The sequence below is a fragment of the Micromonospora sp. DT228 genome, from assembly GCF_049841595.1.
Taxonomy (GTDB): domain Bacteria; phylum Actinomycetota; class Actinomycetes; order Mycobacteriales; family Micromonosporaceae; genus Micromonospora.
The window spans coordinates 56,934-71,268 of the sequence record NZ_JBNCKO010000005.1 but is presented as its reverse complement, the minus strand read 5'-3'; the positions used below and the strand labels follow the sequence as shown (position 1 = coordinate 71,268).

14 protein-coding genes are annotated in these 14,335 nt (G+C 71.7%); 6 read left to right on the top strand and 8 right to left on the bottom strand.

Translation table 11 applies throughout. The features are described 5' to 3' along the window. Positions 1–32: 32 nt before the first annotated feature. The 3 genes from ACLQ29_RS12110 to ACLQ29_RS12100 all read left to right on the top strand — a co-directional run bounded on the left by ACLQ29_RS12110 (position 33) and on the right by ACLQ29_RS12100 (position 4,141). The gene (locus ACLQ29_RS12110) at positions 33–587 is read left to right on the top strand and encodes a SigE family RNA polymerase sigma factor (RefSeq protein WP_425771710.1); all 555 of its coding nucleotides are present in this window, start codon (positions 33–35) and stop codon (positions 585–587) included. After that, the gene (locus ACLQ29_RS12105) at positions 584–2,050 is read left to right on the top strand and encodes a hypothetical protein (protein ID WP_425771709.1); all 1,467 of its coding nucleotides are present in this window, start codon (positions 584–586) and stop codon (positions 2,048–2,050) included. The genes ACLQ29_RS12110 and ACLQ29_RS12105 overlap by 4 nt, the downstream gene beginning before the upstream one ends. 174 nt (positions 2,051–2,224) lie before the next feature. Continuing rightward, complete coding sequence (locus ACLQ29_RS12100; protein WP_425771708.1) at positions 2,225–4,141, top strand: hypothetical protein; 1,917 nt, start codon at positions 2,225–2,227, stop codon at positions 4,139–4,141. 48 nt (positions 4,142–4,189) lie between these two features. Here ACLQ29_RS12100 and ACLQ29_RS12095 read toward each other — a convergent pair whose 3' ends face one another. Then, positions 4,190–4,663: a hypothetical protein gene (locus ACLQ29_RS12095; protein ID WP_425759567.1), complete on the bottom strand. Its 474-nt coding sequence runs from the start codon at positions 4,661–4,663 to the stop codon at positions 4,190–4,192. Between the two features lie 151 nt (positions 4,664–4,814). Here ACLQ29_RS12095 and ACLQ29_RS12090 point away from each other — a divergent pair, with 151 nt between their 5' ends. Beyond that, on the top strand, positions 4,815–6,098 hold the full coding sequence (locus ACLQ29_RS12090) for an MFS transporter (RefSeq protein ID WP_425771707.1): 1,284 nt from the start codon (positions 4,815–4,817) through the stop codon (positions 6,096–6,098). 517 nt (positions 6,099–6,615) lie between these two features. Here the strand turns inward: ACLQ29_RS12090 and ACLQ29_RS12085 are convergent. Next, positions 6,616–8,322, bottom strand: coding sequence for a bifunctional metallophosphatase/5'-nucleotidase (locus tag ACLQ29_RS12085; protein ID WP_425771706.1), 1,707 nt, complete (start codon positions 8,320–8,322; stop codon positions 6,616–6,618). A 253-nt stretch (positions 8,323–8,575) separates the two neighbouring features. Here ACLQ29_RS12085 and ACLQ29_RS12080 point away from each other — a divergent pair, with 253 nt between their 5' ends. Further along, complete coding sequence (locus ACLQ29_RS12080; RefSeq protein ID WP_425771705.1) at positions 8,576–9,373, top strand: alpha/beta fold hydrolase; 798 nt, start codon at positions 8,576–8,578, stop codon at positions 9,371–9,373. A gap of 18 nt (positions 9,374–9,391) precedes the next feature. Here ACLQ29_RS12080 and ACLQ29_RS12075 read toward each other — a convergent pair whose 3' ends face one another. The 6 genes from ACLQ29_RS12075 to ACLQ29_RS12050 form a co-directional block, all read right to left on the bottom strand. Then, the gene (locus ACLQ29_RS12075; RefSeq protein WP_425771704.1) at positions 9,392–10,042 is read right to left on the bottom strand and encodes a histone deacetylase; all 651 of its coding nucleotides are present in this window, start codon (positions 10,040–10,042) and stop codon (positions 9,392–9,394) included. Between the two features lie 11 nt (positions 10,043–10,053). Then, on the bottom strand, positions 10,054–10,833 hold the full coding sequence (locus tag ACLQ29_RS12070; protein ID WP_425771703.1) for a phosphodiesterase: 780 nt from the start codon (positions 10,831–10,833) through the stop codon (positions 10,054–10,056). A gap of 102 nt (positions 10,834–10,935) precedes the next feature. After that, on the bottom strand, positions 10,936–11,433 hold the full coding sequence (locus tag ACLQ29_RS12065; RefSeq protein WP_425771702.1) for a hypothetical protein: 498 nt from the start codon (positions 11,431–11,433) through the stop codon (positions 10,936–10,938). After that, complete coding sequence (locus ACLQ29_RS12060; protein WP_425771701.1) at positions 11,433–12,023, bottom strand: CDP-alcohol phosphatidyltransferase family protein; 591 nt, start codon at positions 12,021–12,023, stop codon at positions 11,433–11,435. The genes ACLQ29_RS12065 and ACLQ29_RS12060 overlap by 1 nt, the downstream gene beginning before the upstream one ends. Continuing rightward, positions 12,020–12,247: a hypothetical protein gene (locus ACLQ29_RS12055; RefSeq protein ID WP_393369257.1), complete on the bottom strand. Its 228-nt coding sequence runs from the start codon at positions 12,245–12,247 to the stop codon at positions 12,020–12,022. Before ACLQ29_RS12055 ends, ACLQ29_RS12060 begins: the two co-directional genes overlap by 4 nt. Beyond that, positions 12,248–12,589: an ArsR/SmtB family transcription factor gene (locus ACLQ29_RS12050; RefSeq protein WP_425771700.1), complete on the bottom strand. Its 342-nt coding sequence runs from the start codon at positions 12,587–12,589 to the stop codon at positions 12,248–12,250. A gap of 250 nt (positions 12,590–12,839) precedes the next feature. Between ACLQ29_RS12050 and ACLQ29_RS12045 the strand changes: the two genes are divergently transcribed. Further along, positions 12,840–14,204: a diguanylate cyclase gene (locus ACLQ29_RS12045; protein WP_425772032.1), complete on the top strand. Its 1,365-nt coding sequence runs from the start codon at positions 12,840–12,842 to the stop codon at positions 14,202–14,204. The last annotated feature ends 131 nt before the right edge of the window (positions 14,205–14,335 follow it).

The following is a 14,335-nucleotide window of genomic DNA, read 5'->3' as shown; positions in this document are numbered from 1 at the left end:
TCGTGATGGGTAACCAACCGAGGCGGGGGCTTATGGCAGTGGACGACGAGCATTTTCGAGAGTTCGTCGAGACGCGCTACATGGATCTTCTGCGCGTGGCGTACCACCTCACCGGGTCAGCCCAGGATGCCGAGGATCTGGTCCAGACGGCGCTGGTGAAGGTGATGCGCAGGTGGCGTCGGGTCGACGATCCGATGGCGTACCTGCGACGGGTCATGATCAATCAGCACATCAGCAGTTGGCGTCGCCACCGCGTGCACGAGGTGGTGACGTCGATCCTGCCGGACCGGTCCGGTCGGGACATGACAGAGGCGGTGACGGAACGGCACGCCCTGTACGAGGCGATGCGGGAGCTGACGCCTCGCACCCGGGCCGTGATCGTGCTCCGGTACGTGGTCGATCTGCCGGAGGTGGCGGTCGCGGCCGCCCTGGGCTGCTCCGTGGGGTCGGTCAAGAGCCGTGCGTCGAGAGGTCTGGCACGCCTGCGTCTCGCACTGGCGTCGGACGCGCCGCCACCGGTTCCGGCCCCAGCGGCAGCCAGTCCAGCACCGACCGGGACGACGACGATGACGGGGGCAACACCATGACTGTCGACGAGGAACTGAGCCGGGCCCTGGCCGAGCTGAGTGGGAACCTCACCCCACAGCCGGATCCGTACGGTCGAGCCAGGGCGCGTTATCGACGGAGCCGGCAGCGCCGGCTCGGCGGGTTGGCGCTGGCCCTGGTGGTCTCGGTGGGCGGAGCGGCCTTCGCGATCGCCGACCCCGGCCGGACCACCCCACCACCACCGGCAGACTCGACCGAGTCCACCGCGCCCGTGCTGGCCTGGTCGGACAAACTCCTCCAGTCACCACCACGCGGCGTCGTCGGCCAGGACAGCGGCTATGTCCGCCAGCTTTCCGAACTCCTGCTGGCCGCGCAGCGCCGGGGAGACATCCCCCGGTTGGCGGTGGCGGTGCCGGTAAACACGGTGAAGGTGTTGTTCGTCGACGATGTCGGCGGCCAGCGGATCGCGCTCGCCGCCTTCGTCCGCGACCAGCCCGATCCGACCACCGGCTGGCCGAGCGCCGCGATGTGGCTGTCCGCCGACGAGGGGGCCAGCGCCGAGAAGCTGGCCAGCACCAACGCCGGCCGGGGCGTCGGCGACGGCCTGGAACCCTACGAGAGCCTCGCCCTGGGCGACCCGTCCGGGCCGGGCAAGACCATCCACGTGGCTGTCGCACCCGCCGGGTGCGTCTTCCTCACCTCACCGTTGCCCACCGGCACAGCGTTCCAGTGGACCCCGGAGCCGACCGGCTCCTACCTGATCCGTACCCCGAAGACCCAGCGGCCCGAGTGGTGGCGGGTCGACTGCGGCACTGTGACGCGCAAGATGACACCGGGCCCGGGGTCGCTGTTGCCGGGACCGCTCACCGACGCGCAGCTCGCGACCGCGATGTCCCGCGTACGCGGCAGTGTTCAGGAGCAGCGTGCCCGACTGTTGGTGTCGGAGTACGCCAAGTCGGCGGGATACCAACTGACCGCCCTGCCGAGCGTGGTGTGGGGCGGGCACGTCACCGGCCTCCCCGCCCGCTCCGCCGACGGATCACCGGCCGCCGGCGGGTCGACGGAGAGCGGCAGGACGACGATCCTGGCCGCTCCCGCGGCCGGCGGCGGCGGTTGGGTCGGCGAGGTGACGATCGACCTCGACCAACCGAGGGCCAACGGCGTGATCGGCACCGGCGCCTCCTTCACCGTCGCGACGGACCCGACCGACCCCGCAGGCGTCCTGGCTGTGTCGATCGACAGTGACATCATCGGAGACGAGGCCCCGAGGGCCCTGCTCGTGGTGACGCCGGCGGCAGCCACCCAGGTGCGTGTGGTGAAGGACGGGCGCGAGGTGGCGACGGCTGCGGTCAGCGGCTCCGGGGCGGTGGTGCCCGTGCCCGACTCCATGACGGGCCTCGTCGTCGAGGCGCTCGACGCGTCCGGCCGGACGCTCGCCAGCGGTCAGGTGGCCGGGGAGGGTGCGCAGTCGATATTCGAGACGGACACCTGGAACCAGGACTGAACGCGCCGACCTGGTCCCGGTCCGCCGTCCCGTCACATGGCTCAAAAGATCATCGATCCTTTCGGCCGGCTACCAAGCCGGCCGAAAGGCGGTTGCCGCCAGACGCCAGCCAGGATTTGATGCGCCTGATCATCCGTTCAGTAGGCGGATGGCACACGGGGAGGAACATCCACTGTGATCAGATCCAGGCCGCGCCGCGCTGCCCTCGGCGCCCTCGCGCTGACGATGGGCGTCAGCGGGCTCAGTCTCATGTCCACCACGAGCGCGGCCCTCGCGGCACCGCAGCCCGAGCGCACGCCGACCGTCGCGGTGGGCTGGACCGACTCGGCGACGCCGAAGAAGGCGTACCCGTCGGAAGCCGGCACCCCTCTTCCGCTCGGCACCTGGCAGGACGACGCGGGCAAGAGCCACACCTCGCGGGTGTACGTCACCTTCGACCTCGCCGCGTACGAGGGCAAGAAGGTCTACTCCGGCAAGGTGTTCGTCGACGAGGACAGCGTCGCCGACTGCGGTAAGCGTGCCGTCGAGATCTGGCGTACGAAGCCGGTGACAACGACGCCCACCTGGAACCGGTCGCCAGCGCCCATCGTCAAGGTCGCCGAGGACGTGACGCCCACGCAGTACTGCCCCCGTGGCATCGCCCTGGACGTGACGACGGCGGTGCAGGACGCGGTGGCACACCGGCAGCGCCACGTCACCTTCGAGATCCGGGTGCCGGAGCAGTTCGAGAGCGACGCCTCCTACGGTCGACGACTCGACGCCTACCAGGGCGTCCGGATGAGCACCGAGTACAACTCGGTGCCGCAGATCGACAACGCCCACCTGTACAACGGTGGCCTCCCCTGCACCCAACTGAAGCCGTACCCGCGCATCGGCGGGTTCGCCAACGTGCTGCAGGCGGTCGGCTCCGACGCGGACGGCAACGACGAGTGGGCCGTCCGGACCGAGGTCGCCATCTGGCCGAAGGCCACGCCGGACGCCCGGCAGGTGTTCACCGGCGAGCACGGCATCTCCGGTCGGGCCAACACCGTCAACCTGCCCGACGGTTTCCTCGCCGACGGCGAGTCGTACGTCTGGCAGGCCCGGGTGACCGACGGCACCGACGCCTCGGCGTGGTCGAAGAAGTGCTTCTTCACCCACGACGGCACCGCGCCCGGCGCGCCCACCGTCACCTCGGCCAACTACCCGGCGGACAGCACCGGCGAGTGGGCACCGGCAGGTGTGCCCGGGACCTTCACCTTCTCCGGCAACGGCAACAAGGACGTCGCCGGCTTCGAGTACTCCTGGCGCGGTCTGGGCGTCCGCAGCTGCTCGACCAGCGGTGACTACGGTCAGCTGGAGTGCACGAACCCGCTCGACCAGCCGGGATCGGTCCGGGCGGACAAGCCGGGCGGTTCGGCGACCGTGACGATCAATCCGACCGACTTCGGAACGCAGACGCTTACCGTCCGCTCCATCGACCTCGCCGGCAACGTCTCCGGGACCGTCGAGTACCGCACCCTCGTGCCGTGGACCGCCCCCGAGGTGCGGGAGGAGAACGGTCCGCCGCAGTGGGGGCAGGAAGTGCTGCTGAGGTTCGTCCCGGCGCCCGGTGTCACAGGCGTCCGCGAGTACGAGATCACCCTGGACGGGCGAGACCCCGAGATCAGGTCCGCGGAGGAGGACGGGACGGCCTACTTCCGCTTCGTCTCCACCAAGCCGGACGGACCCCAGATCACGGTACGCAGCCACAGCGACAACGGGTTTGTGTCACAGGCGGCCTCCTGGTCCGGGTACTACAGCCCCGGCCCCGGGGTGAGGTCCGACGTCTACTACTCGCGTGACGGCTCGCCGGTCGGCGGGGTGGGAGTCGAGGGCACCTTCACCTTCTCCCCGCCGGTTGGTTGGACGGACACCAAGGCCTTCCGCTACAGCTTCGACGACGCCGAGCCGACCGAGGTGGCGGCCGACGAGAACGGTCGCGCCACGATCACCTGGACGCCGACTGCCAGCGGGTACGTGACGCTTACCGTCTACGGCGTCCACGCCGACGGCTCGGTCGGATACGACGCCAACTGGTACTCGTTCGAGGTGGCGGCCCCCGCCGCCTGACCTGAGCGGCGGGGGCCGCCACCACCTGGAGGTGGCCGCCCCCGCCGGTCAGTCCTGTCGCTCGGTGCGCTCGATCTCGGCGAACGCGGCGGCGAGGTAGTCGTCGAACGACACGCCTGTCGTCGCCAACAGGTCGGCCACCAGGAGCGGGGCATGCCGGGCCAGCGCCGACGCGTCCGGGGGCGACTCGTCGCCGTCGGGGTCGTACACGCCGAGCGCGCCCGCCAGCAGGACGAGCACCACGTGCGGGTCCACGTCCGACCGCCACCGCGTCGCGCTCTGCACGCAACGGGTCAACACCTGACGGATGTCGTCGCCGGCCAGCCCCTCCGGATGCCCCTCCTCCAGCAGCAGCCGGACCACCGCGCCGAGCACCAGGCCGGATCGCTCGTCGGCGGCGAGGCCACCGACCGCCTCGTCGTACGCCTGACCGTCGCGTGCCTGGGCGGCGGCGACGGCCGCGGTGGCGGTCACCGCGATGGCGCGGGCGGTAGCGGGCAGATGTCGCCAGGTGCCGGTCATCGGGCCAGCATCGCAGACCCGGCGGACACCCACCGACCACCACCGAGCCGAGTGGATCATCGTGGGATTGGTCACCCGATGGCCCCGGCGACGGCGGGGCGCGGCCAAAACGGTTCGCGCGGTGTCACACCTGACGAACAGAATGCCGGACATGCTGCGTCGCGCCCTGCCCCGCCGATCGGACGCCCGCCGGATCATGCTCGGCACTTTGCTGTCGGCGATCGGGCGCGGTCTGACCCTGCCGTTCCTGTTCATCTACCTGACCGACGTACGCGGGCTCACCGACGCCCGCGCCGGCCTCGTGATCGGCTGGTACGGCGCGGTCACCCTGGCGCTGTCGCCGCTGGGCGGGACGCTCATCGACCGGATCGGCGCCCGCTGGGTGGTGGTGACCTGCCTGGTGATCGAGGCGATCGGCACGGGCTCGCTCGCGCTGGTCCACTCGACCGGTTCGGCACTGGTGGTGATGACGGTGATCGCCATCGGCAGCTCGGCGATCTGGTCCGGGCAGAACACGATCCTCGCGTCGTTGACCGACGACGACGAGCGGCAACGCGTGTTCGGGCTGAACTTCGCCCTGCTCAATCTCGGTATCGGCATCGGCGGCATGACCTCCGGCGCGATCGTCGACACCGCCCGGCCCGGCACCTTCCAGACGATCTACCTGCTGGACGCGCTGACGTACCTGCTGCCGGCGCTGATCCTGCTCTCCCTGCCCGGCGTGGGTCACCGACTCGGCAACCGTCGAGGTGTCGATGAGCCGTCGCCCGGCGGCTACCTGACCGTGCTGCGGGACCGCCCGTTCCGACGGCTGGTGATCTTCGGGCTGGTTCTCACCACCTGCGGGTACGCGCAGATCGAGGTGGGCTTCGCCGCGTACGCGGTGCGGGTGGTCGAGGTGAACCCCCGGGTGGTGGCCTGGGCGCTCGCGGCCAACACCGTGATGATCGTGCTCGCGCAACTGCTGGTGATCCGGCGGATCGAGGGCCGCAGCCGCACTCGGGCACTGGCGGTGGTGGGGGCGGTGTTCGCCGCCGCCTGGTTGGTCCTCGGCGCGGCCGGCCTGGTCACCGGGGAGAGCGCGGTGCTGGCTGCCCTGTGCGTGGTGGCCTGCTCGGCGATCTTCGGCTTCGGCGAGACGATGCTGTCGCCGGTGATGCCCGCGCTGACCAACGCCCTGGCCACTGACGAGCTTCGCGGCCGGTACAACGCGATGAGTTCGATGATCTTCGGAATCAGCGGTGTGATCGGCCCGGTGACCGCGGGACCGCTCATCGGCGCCGCCGACGGCCGAGTCTGGGTGGCGACGGTGGTCGGCGGTTGCCTGGTCGCGTCGTTGATCGCGCTCTCGCTGCGCCGGCTGCTCAGCGCCGAGCAGGACGGCCGCACCACGGCCGTCGCGACGTCTCCCGCCCCGACCCCCACCCCCGCCTGACCTCGAACACCCGCCCCAGGCGCCCCGCGCCCCGCCTCCCCCTGTCCCCTACCCCCGCGCCCCGCGCCCCGCGCCCCGCGCCAAGATGTGCGCAACATCAGGGATGGTGCTGCCTCGGGCACGCGGGAGGCAGCACCATCCCTGATGTTGCGGGGGATTCCCCCATTGGGCAGGCTCAGCCGGTGGTTGCAACACCCTTCCGTGGTCTTCGTTGGGGTGGCGATGGCGTCGAGGTTGAGCCCGCCTTGATCTCGACGCAGACCGAGATCGTGCTGGACCCAGGACGTAGTGGCGTCCTCGAACGCCGATGCCACTACGTCCATGTTCGAGCGGGATCTTGTCCGCGCGGGCGCAGGTGGGCCCAGGCGCGAGCAGGCACGGGCTCTGGGACGGGCACGCGCAGGCAACGTCGGGCACGGACGCGAGCGAGCACGGGAGCACGGACGCGCGCAAGGATGTGGGAACGGGTCGGGCCCCGGAGCGGGTGCTCCGGGGCCCGATGTCGCGGGGTCGGCCGTCAGGCGGCGGGAACCTCGGCGGTGGTGCGGATGCGGTCCAGCGTCGGGGCGGAGACCGGCGACTGCGCGGTCAGGTACGCCACGAACGCGTCCAGGTCGATCTGGCCGGTGACCTGGTTGGTCCCGCCGGTGAGGGCGCTGAAGCCGTCGCCGCCGCCGGCCAGGAAGTTGTTCACCGTCACCCGGTAGGTGGCGGCGGTGTCGACGGCGGTCCCGCCGAGGGTGAGGCTGCCCCGGACCACCCGGGTGCCGGCGCACGGGTCGGCCACCGTACCGGTGGTGCCGTTCGGGTCGACGACGTAGCCCACGGTCGCCGACGGGTACAGCGTCCGGTTGGTGACGAACTGTTGCTCCAGCACGCAGTAGAGCTGGGCGCCGGTCAGGTCGAGCGTCACCAGGTTGTTGGCGAACGGCTGCACCGTGAACGCCTCCTCGTAGGTGACCGGGCCGGCGTCGAGATCGGCCCGTACTCCGCCCGGGTTCATGAAGGCGGCGACCGCGCCCTCTTCGTCGTCGGTGGCGGCGAGCTGGGCGTCGGCGATCAGGTTGCCCAGCGGGGACTCACCGAGACTCGTACCGAAGAGGGTTTCCTGGCTCCGGGTGATCGCCTGGCTGGTCACGCCGACCTGGCGGCCGGCGACCGGGCCGAGCACCGTCTTGTACCTGTCGATCAGGGCGGTCTGCCTCGGGTCCTTGGCCACGTCACGGGTGACCACGACGTTGTTCGCGGCGGCGGAGATGACGTCCCCGCTCCGGCGGTCGATCTTCAGGTCGATGTCGGTGACCAGGCGTCCGAACGAGCTGGCACTGGTGACCAGCTTGCCGTTGATGTCGCAGTTGTACGCCTGGTGGGTGTGCCCGCTGACCACCACGTCGATCGACGGGTCCATCCGGTTGGCGATGTCCACGATGGGCCCGGTCATGCCGACGCAGTCGTTGATGCCACCGGTCGCCGCCTGGGTGCCGCCCTCGTGCAACAGCACGACGATGGCCTGTACGCCCTTGCGGCGCAGCTCGCGGGCGTACCGGTTGGCGGTGTCCGCCTCGTCGGCGAAGGTGAGGCCGGCGACGCCCTGCTGGCTGACGATCTGCGGGGTGCCCTCCAGGGTCATGCCGATGAAGCCGACCTTGACGCCCTGCACCTTGTGGATCGCGTACGGTGCCAGCAGCGGCTTGCCGGTGGCGGTCTTGAAGGCGTTCGCGGACAGGTACGTGAAGTCGGCGCCCCGGAACGGGGTGCCGTCGGCGCAGCCGTCCACCGGGTGGCAGCCGCCGTTCTGGATCCGCAGCAGCTCGGCGGCGCCCTCGTCGAACTCGTGGTTGCCGACGCTGGCGTAGTCCAGCCCCGCCATGCTCAGCGCCTCGATCGTCGGCTCGTCGTGGAACGCGGCGGAGAGCAGCGGGGACGCGCCGATCAGGTCACCGGCGGCCACCGTGATCGTGTTCTTCTTCTTGGCGGCGGCGCGCAGCTCGGCCAGGTGGGTCGCCAGGTATTCGACGCCACCCGCGGTCTGCCCGGCGATGGTGCCGCTGGACCCGCTCGGCGGTTCGAGGTTGCCGTGGAAGTCGTTGAGCGCCAGCAGGGTGACGTCGACCGGCTTCGGTCGCGCGTCGGCCTGTTCTGGGCTGGTGGCGACCGCGCCGAACGCGGCCACCGCGAGCGCGGTCAGGCCGACAGCGGCCCGTCGCATCCCGGTTATGGACATGGATCTCCTCGGAAGAATCGGCGCCCGCGGGGCCCGGCCTCTGGGTCGACCGGGCCGCCGAACGACGCCGTCGTCAGGGTCGCGGTTGGCGGCGGTTGGGGATGGCCGCCTGCACCGACAGCCTCTCATCCGGACGCCGCCGGGGCGACCCGGAGCTGCGGGTACGCCCGCACCTCGGAGGAGCGTTTGCCAGACATCGTCGTACCCAGGGTCTAGAAAGGACCTGACGGCCGGCGCGGACGGAGGCAGCATCGTGAGCGAGACGACACCGCAGGTGGAGCAGGTGCGATCGGCGGACGGCACACCCATCGCGTTCGAGCGGTCCGGCGCCGGGCCGGCGATCGTCCTGGTCGGCGGGGCGTTCAGCGATCGCACCGCGACCCGTGCGCTGGCCGAGGCGTTGGCACCGGATTTCACAGTTCTGGGCTATGACCGGCGGGGGCGGGGCTTCAGCGGCGACACCGCGCCCTACGAGATCGGTCGCGAGATCGACGACCTGGCCGCCCTGATCACGGCGGCAGGTGGGTCCGCCGCCGTCTACGGGATCTCCTCCGGCGCGGTCCTGTCCGCCCTCGCCACCGCGCAGGGCCTTCCGGTGACCAGGTTGGCGCTGTTCGAGCCACCGTTCCAGGTCGGTCCGCACGTGGGCGTTTGGCGGGATCTCACCGCGCGCCTCATCGAGCTGATCGCTGCCGACGACAGGGACGGCGCGGTGCGGCTCTTCCTCAGCGACTCGGTGGGGCTGCCGGCGGAGGAGATCACCAGGATGCGGTCGCAACCGATGTGGGGCGGGCTCACGGCGATCGCGCACACCCTGGTGTACGACTCGATCGTCACCGCCGGCGGGCGACTGCCCGCCGACCGGCTGGCGGCCATCACCGCGCCGACTCTCGCGGTGCACAGCACCGGCAGTCCACAGTGGTTGCGGGACGCGAGTGGGGCCGCGGCCGAGGCGGTCCCGGGCGGCCGGTCCATCAGCCTCGACGGTGGTTACCACGACGTGCCGCCGGCGACGCTGGCTCCCGCGCTGCGCGAGTTCCTGCTCGGTTGACGGCGCCGGCGCGGCGGGTCACCCGGCGGCCAGCGCCTCGGTGACCAGGGCGGCGACGGCGTCGGGGCGCCACCCGTCGGCCACGCCGGGTCGGGCGGCCAGATAGCTGGTGATCCGCTCGGTCGGCCAGTCGTGTGCCTCCCGCAGGCCGTGGGCGATCATGCCGAGGTAGATCGGCGCGGGCGGCCGGCACCGGGCGGTCGACGCCCCCTCGGGCGCGGTGAAGGTGAGCAGGGGCACGCCGCTGTGGTTGCCGGGGCAGATCAACGTCTCGTACCGGCCGGGGCCGAGCGTCGCCCGTCCAGCGGCGATGGCCGCCTCGATCGCCGCTCCGGTGGCGGGGACCAGGTCGGCGTCGGCACCGGCCGGGCGATACATCTCCTGGGCGGCGATGTCGGCGAACTGCTCCTCGGTGACCAGGTAGGCGCGGGCCGCGGCCTCGCCCGGCAACTGCGGGTCGTAGAAGGCCATGCCCCCGGTCCAGGCCCGGGACTCACCGGCGAAGTAGATCCCGCCGGGCAGCGACACCGGGACCGACCGGCTCGGTGGGCGCCGATCCCGGCAGCCCGGGTACGTCCGCCTCCCGCCCGGCGGGCAGCCGCCACCGATGTACCACGCCAGGCGGGCGGCGTGCATGTTCGAGCCGTACGCGACGTACCAGAGCACCACGACGGGCTCCCTCAGGAGCTACAGGTCTGACCGGCCGAGTGGCTCACCTGCACGGTGTGTGTCACGCAGCCACCCGCCTCGACCAGGTGCAGCAGGAAGGCGGTCGGCTCGTCGACCCAGCCGATCCGGTCGTCGGCGCTCATGGTGAGCGTGGCCTGCCTCCACGTGCTGGGCGCCACGGTGAGCACCGTGCCCGCGTACCCAGTGGTGACCGGGCGGTGCAGGTGGCCGGCGGCGACCCGGACGACGTGCCGGTGCCGCCCGACCACCTCGGCGAGCGCGGCGCCGTCGGCGAGCCGGATGGAGTCGGCCGCGGGGATGCCGACCGCCACTGGCGGATGGTGCAGGCAGAGCACGGCAGGCACCTCGGGTCGCCCGGCCAGCACCCCGTCGAGCCAGCCGAGCTGCTCCTCGCCGAGTTGGCCGCCGTCGCTGCCGGCGACGAGCGAGTCGAGCACCACGATCGTCGCCGCCTCGTGGTCGACGTGGTAGTGGGTCGAGAAGCCGCCGCCGAGCCACGGTGTGCCGCCGAAGGCGTCGAGCAGCGCCTCGCGGTCGTCGTGGTTGCCGGGGGCCAGGTACACCGGCAGCGGGAACCGGCCGATCAGCTCGCGCAGCGCCTCGTACTCGTCCGGCCGGCCGTGGTCGACCAGGTCACCGGTGATCACCACGCAGTCCGGCCGTGGCCGCAACGCCAGCACCCGGCCGAGCGCGCGGTGCAGTCCGGCGGCCGGTGCGGCGGCGAGCAGACCGGTGGTCAGGTGCGGATCACTGAGCTGAGCGATGAGCATGGGCGGCTCGCCTCCTCGGTGTCGAGGCTTCACGCTATCGCCGGGCGCGCGGTTGCGGGGGTGTGACCGGACGCGGCACTCCGCGCTCGGCCCGGCACCGTCTCAGTAACCGGCGAGCTGTGGGGCCAGCGCGACAGTCACGAAGCGGATCGCCCGGCCCAGCAGGCACGTCACCGCGAAGGCGGCCGGGCGCATGGGTGTGCGTCCCAGGTAGACACTGGCGGCCAGCAGCGGTGGCAGGCCGGTGACGGCGCTGACCAGCAGCATCCCGGTCGACTGGTGGGGGCGTTCCAGCACCTCGACGAGTCGCGCGCCGGCCGCCTTCGGACGCGCCAGCATCGTGCCCAGTCGACCCGGTCGCGTCGGCGCGGCGGGCGCGTCTCTGCGCAGCCGCCGTTGCAGCCACGTCGAGCGGATCGCGCCGCGCGCACCGAGGAAGATCAGGACCTTGCCGACGGTCTGACCGGCAGCGGCGGCCACGCCGAGCGCCACCGGCGGCGCGCTTGTCGTCGCCACGGTAGCGATCAGGTACGGCTCGGCCGGGGTGAACGGCAGGAAGGCCGACAGCAGCCCGACGGCTGCGGCCACCAGGACGGCCATCATGGTCGGGTACGCGGGAGGCCCGCCGGCAGCTTGGCGGCGCAGACCAACGAGACGACCTTCACCGCGGCGACCGCGAGGGCGAACGTGACGGCCACGGCCATCGGCGCGAAGATCGCCAGCAGCACCACCGCTGCGGTGTTCAGCGCCTTGGCCGGCGGGGACCAGTTCCACAGGTAGATGCGCCTGTCGACGCGGGCGAAGTAGTTCGGGCTGAGCAGCGGCCAGCGCAGGAACATCAGGCTCAGCAACTGGTCGACGACCATGAACTGGACCAGGAACACCGCGATCGGCAGGGCCGTGGCGGGCCGCAGCACGATCAGCGCGGCGGCGCAGGCCGACGTGCAGGCACGGTCCGCGACGATGTCGAAGACCGCGCCGGTACGCGTCTCCTGCCCCAGGCTCCGGGCGGCGGCACCGTCGAGGATGTCGCCGATCCAGTAGAGCAGGTAGGCGGCGACCAGCAGATGCGCGCTGCGCTGGGTCAGCGCCGTCACGGCGAGCCCCACGGCACCGGCCGTGCGTACGGCGGTGATGGCGTTGGGGACGTTGAGCAGCGTGACCGGCGGGCTGAGGCCGACGGCTGTCATTCGGCGTCCTTGAGGATGCGTTGCATGTCGGCGGTGCGCCGGTTCAGGTCGGCCAACTGCGCGCTCACGTCGGCGAGTAGGCGCTGGGTCTCGGCGGCCTGCTCGGCGTACTGCCGCTGCAGTTCGCCCGCCAGCGCGGTCCGCGTGCGGACGCCCGCGTACCAGACACCCGAGATGAGCAGGGCGGCGACGACGACGAGGAAGACCGAGGCGGTGACGTCCATCTAACTTGTTCCTTTCGGTACGGCATTGCCGTCTCCGGCGTTGCTCAGGGTGGTGACGGCGGCCGCCACCACGTCAGGCGTGAGGTGCAACGAGAAAGGCGCGGTCTCGTAGTACTTGAGTGCCTTGCCGTCCTCGGACAACTCCAGATGCGCGGTGACCAGCCCGGCTTTTTCCAACTTCTTGAGGTGCACCTGCAGCAGCGCACGGCTGATGCCCAGATCGCGGGCGAGCTGTGAGACGTACACGCGTCCGCCGGTCAGCGCGGCGAGCACCCGCAGTCGGTGCGGGCTGGCCAGCGTGGCAAGGACCTCGACCAGCCGGTCGCCGCTCAGCTCTCCCATAGCTCACCTTGGCTCATGCCAACTATTATTGGCAGGCGCAAACGCGATCGTCAACTCCGATGCCCGGTGGCACCGCCCACAGGCTGTGTCCACAGCCTGTGGATAGCACGTGTGTACGAAGCCCGGCCGTTGCGCCGTCGTGAGTACGCTTGATCGTGCGGCTCGGCGCCGGCCGGGCCCCTCCCCTACCTGGAACGACGTGCGAGTGGATCATCAGCGAGTCAGCCGTGACGTCATCGTCCGCCTCCCGATGGCGTCGAGCGTGCCGGAGGCCTGTCGATGGACGGTCACCGCGCTGGCCCGCCACACGACCGCGACGATCTCCGTGCTGCTCGCGGCCCACGACCGTCTGCGCTGCGTCGCGGCGACCGGGGCCTGGCAGGTCTTCGCGACCGTGCCGGCGCGCACCGGCATCGTCGGGCGGGTGTACGCCACCGGCACCCCCGCCGTCGTCCCGGACGTCGCCGCCGACCCCGACTACCTTCCGGTACGCCCCGACGTGACCGCCGAGCTGTGCGTACCGGTGCTGGACCCGACGGGCCGGGCCATCGGCGTGCTCGACCTCCAGTGGAGCGAGCCAGCCGACCTGGAGCTGTGGCGGGAGACGGCACAGCGGCTGGCCGACCGACTCGGCGCGCGGATCACCGCGCTCGGCGGCCCACCCGAGGAGAGCCGCGGCGAGAAGCTGCTCCGGCACACCGCCGCGCTCTCCTCCGCGCTCACCGAGGCAGAGCTGATGGACGCGGCGGCCCGCGCTGCCCGGGAGGTCTCCACCCTCTCCACCGCGGTCCTCCTGGTCGCCGGCCAGCTCGGTCCGCCTCCGGCGACGGCGAGCGACCTGGAGACCCGGATCCGTGCCGAGCTGACCGAGGCTGGCCCGGCGGCCCTGGCCCGGATGGTCGACCGGGCACACCGCTACGGCGCCGGGTACACGCTCGGGGAGGCGGGGCACCCCCCGACCGAGGACTACCGACCGCTGACCCGGGCGGGGGCGCAGACGTTGGTCGCCGTACCGGTCGGGCCACCGGAGGCCGACGGCGTGCTGCTGGTCGCCGACGAACGCGCCCTGCGCCCGGACCCGACCACCGTCAGCCTGATGGAACTGCTCGCCGGGCAGGCCTGGACCAACCTGGACCGGCTCCGCACGCTGGCCCGACTACGCGAGCAGGCCAGCTCCGACCCGCTGACCGGATTGCGGCACACCGGCCCGTTCGGGCAGCGGATCGCGGCGGCCACCCCCGGGCGTACGGCCCTGCTGGCGATCGACGTGGACGGCTTCAAGACCGTCAACGACACGTACGGCCACCAGGCCGGCGACCGGGTGCTCGTCGGGTTGGCCCGTGCTCTGGAGGAGGCGCTTCGGCACGGCGACGAGCTGTACCGGATCGGCGGCGACGAGTTCGTCGCGGTGATCGAGGTGAGTCGCCCCGAGGAGGCGGTCCGGATCGCCGAACGGCTGACCGAGGCGGCCCGGCGCGTCGGCCGCACGATCAGCGTGGGCGTCGCGCTCCCCCGCCCCGGCGAAACCCCTGACCGCACCCTGCACAGAGCCGACCAGGCCCTCTATGCGGTAAAACGCCAAGGCCGAGACGGAGTCCGACTCTCCGCCGCCTAACCCCCACACCCCACCCCACCCCACCCCACCCCACACGCCCGCGATCTTGCACTTCCTGTCGCCGTTTCGTATACTTTCGCCCCTTTTGCCGCGACAGAAAGTGCAAGATCGCGGGGCAGGGCGGGGCAGGG

Bases quoted from the DNA above. Each gene is read 5' to 3' on its own strand.
- ACLQ29_RS12070 (WP_425771703.1), bottom strand. From the start codon at position 10,833: ATGCTCATCGCTCAGCTCAGTGATCCGCACCTGACCACCGGTCTGCTC.
- ACLQ29_RS12110 (WP_425771710.1), top strand. From the start codon at position 33: ATGGCAGTGGACGACGAGCATTTTCGAGAGTTCGTCGAGACGCGCTAC.
- ACLQ29_RS12090 (WP_425771707.1), top strand. From the start codon at position 4,815: ATGCTGCGTCGCGCCCTGCCCCGCCGATCGGACGCCCGCCGGATCATG.
- ACLQ29_RS12105 (WP_425771709.1), top strand. From the start codon at position 584: ATGACTGTCGACGAGGAACTGAGCCGGGCCCTGGCCGAGCTGAGTGGG.
- ACLQ29_RS12060 (WP_425771701.1), bottom strand. From the start codon at position 12,023: ATGACAGCCGTCGGCCTCAGCCCGCCGGTCACGCTGCTCAACGTCCCC.
- ACLQ29_RS12065 (WP_425771702.1), bottom strand. From the start codon at position 11,433: ATGGCCGTCCTGGTGGCCGCAGCCGTCGGGCTGCTGTCGGCCTTCCTG.
- ACLQ29_RS12085 (WP_425771706.1), bottom strand. From the start codon at position 8,322: ATGTCCATAACCGGGATGCGACGGGCCGCTGTCGGCCTGACCGCGCTC.
- ACLQ29_RS12055 (WP_393369257.1), bottom strand. From the start codon at position 12,247: ATGGACGTCACCGCCTCGGTCTTCCTCGTCGTCGTCGCCGCCCTGCTC.
- ACLQ29_RS12050 (WP_425771700.1), bottom strand. From the start codon at position 12,589: ATGGGAGAGCTGAGCGGCGACCGGCTGGTCGAGGTCCTTGCCACGCTG.
- ACLQ29_RS12095 (WP_425759567.1), bottom strand. From the start codon at position 4,663: ATGACCGGCACCTGGCGACATCTGCCCGCTACCGCCCGCGCCATCGCG.
- ACLQ29_RS12045 (WP_425772032.1), top strand. From the start codon at position 12,840: ATGGCGTCGAGCGTGCCGGAGGCCTGTCGATGGACGGTCACCGCGCTG.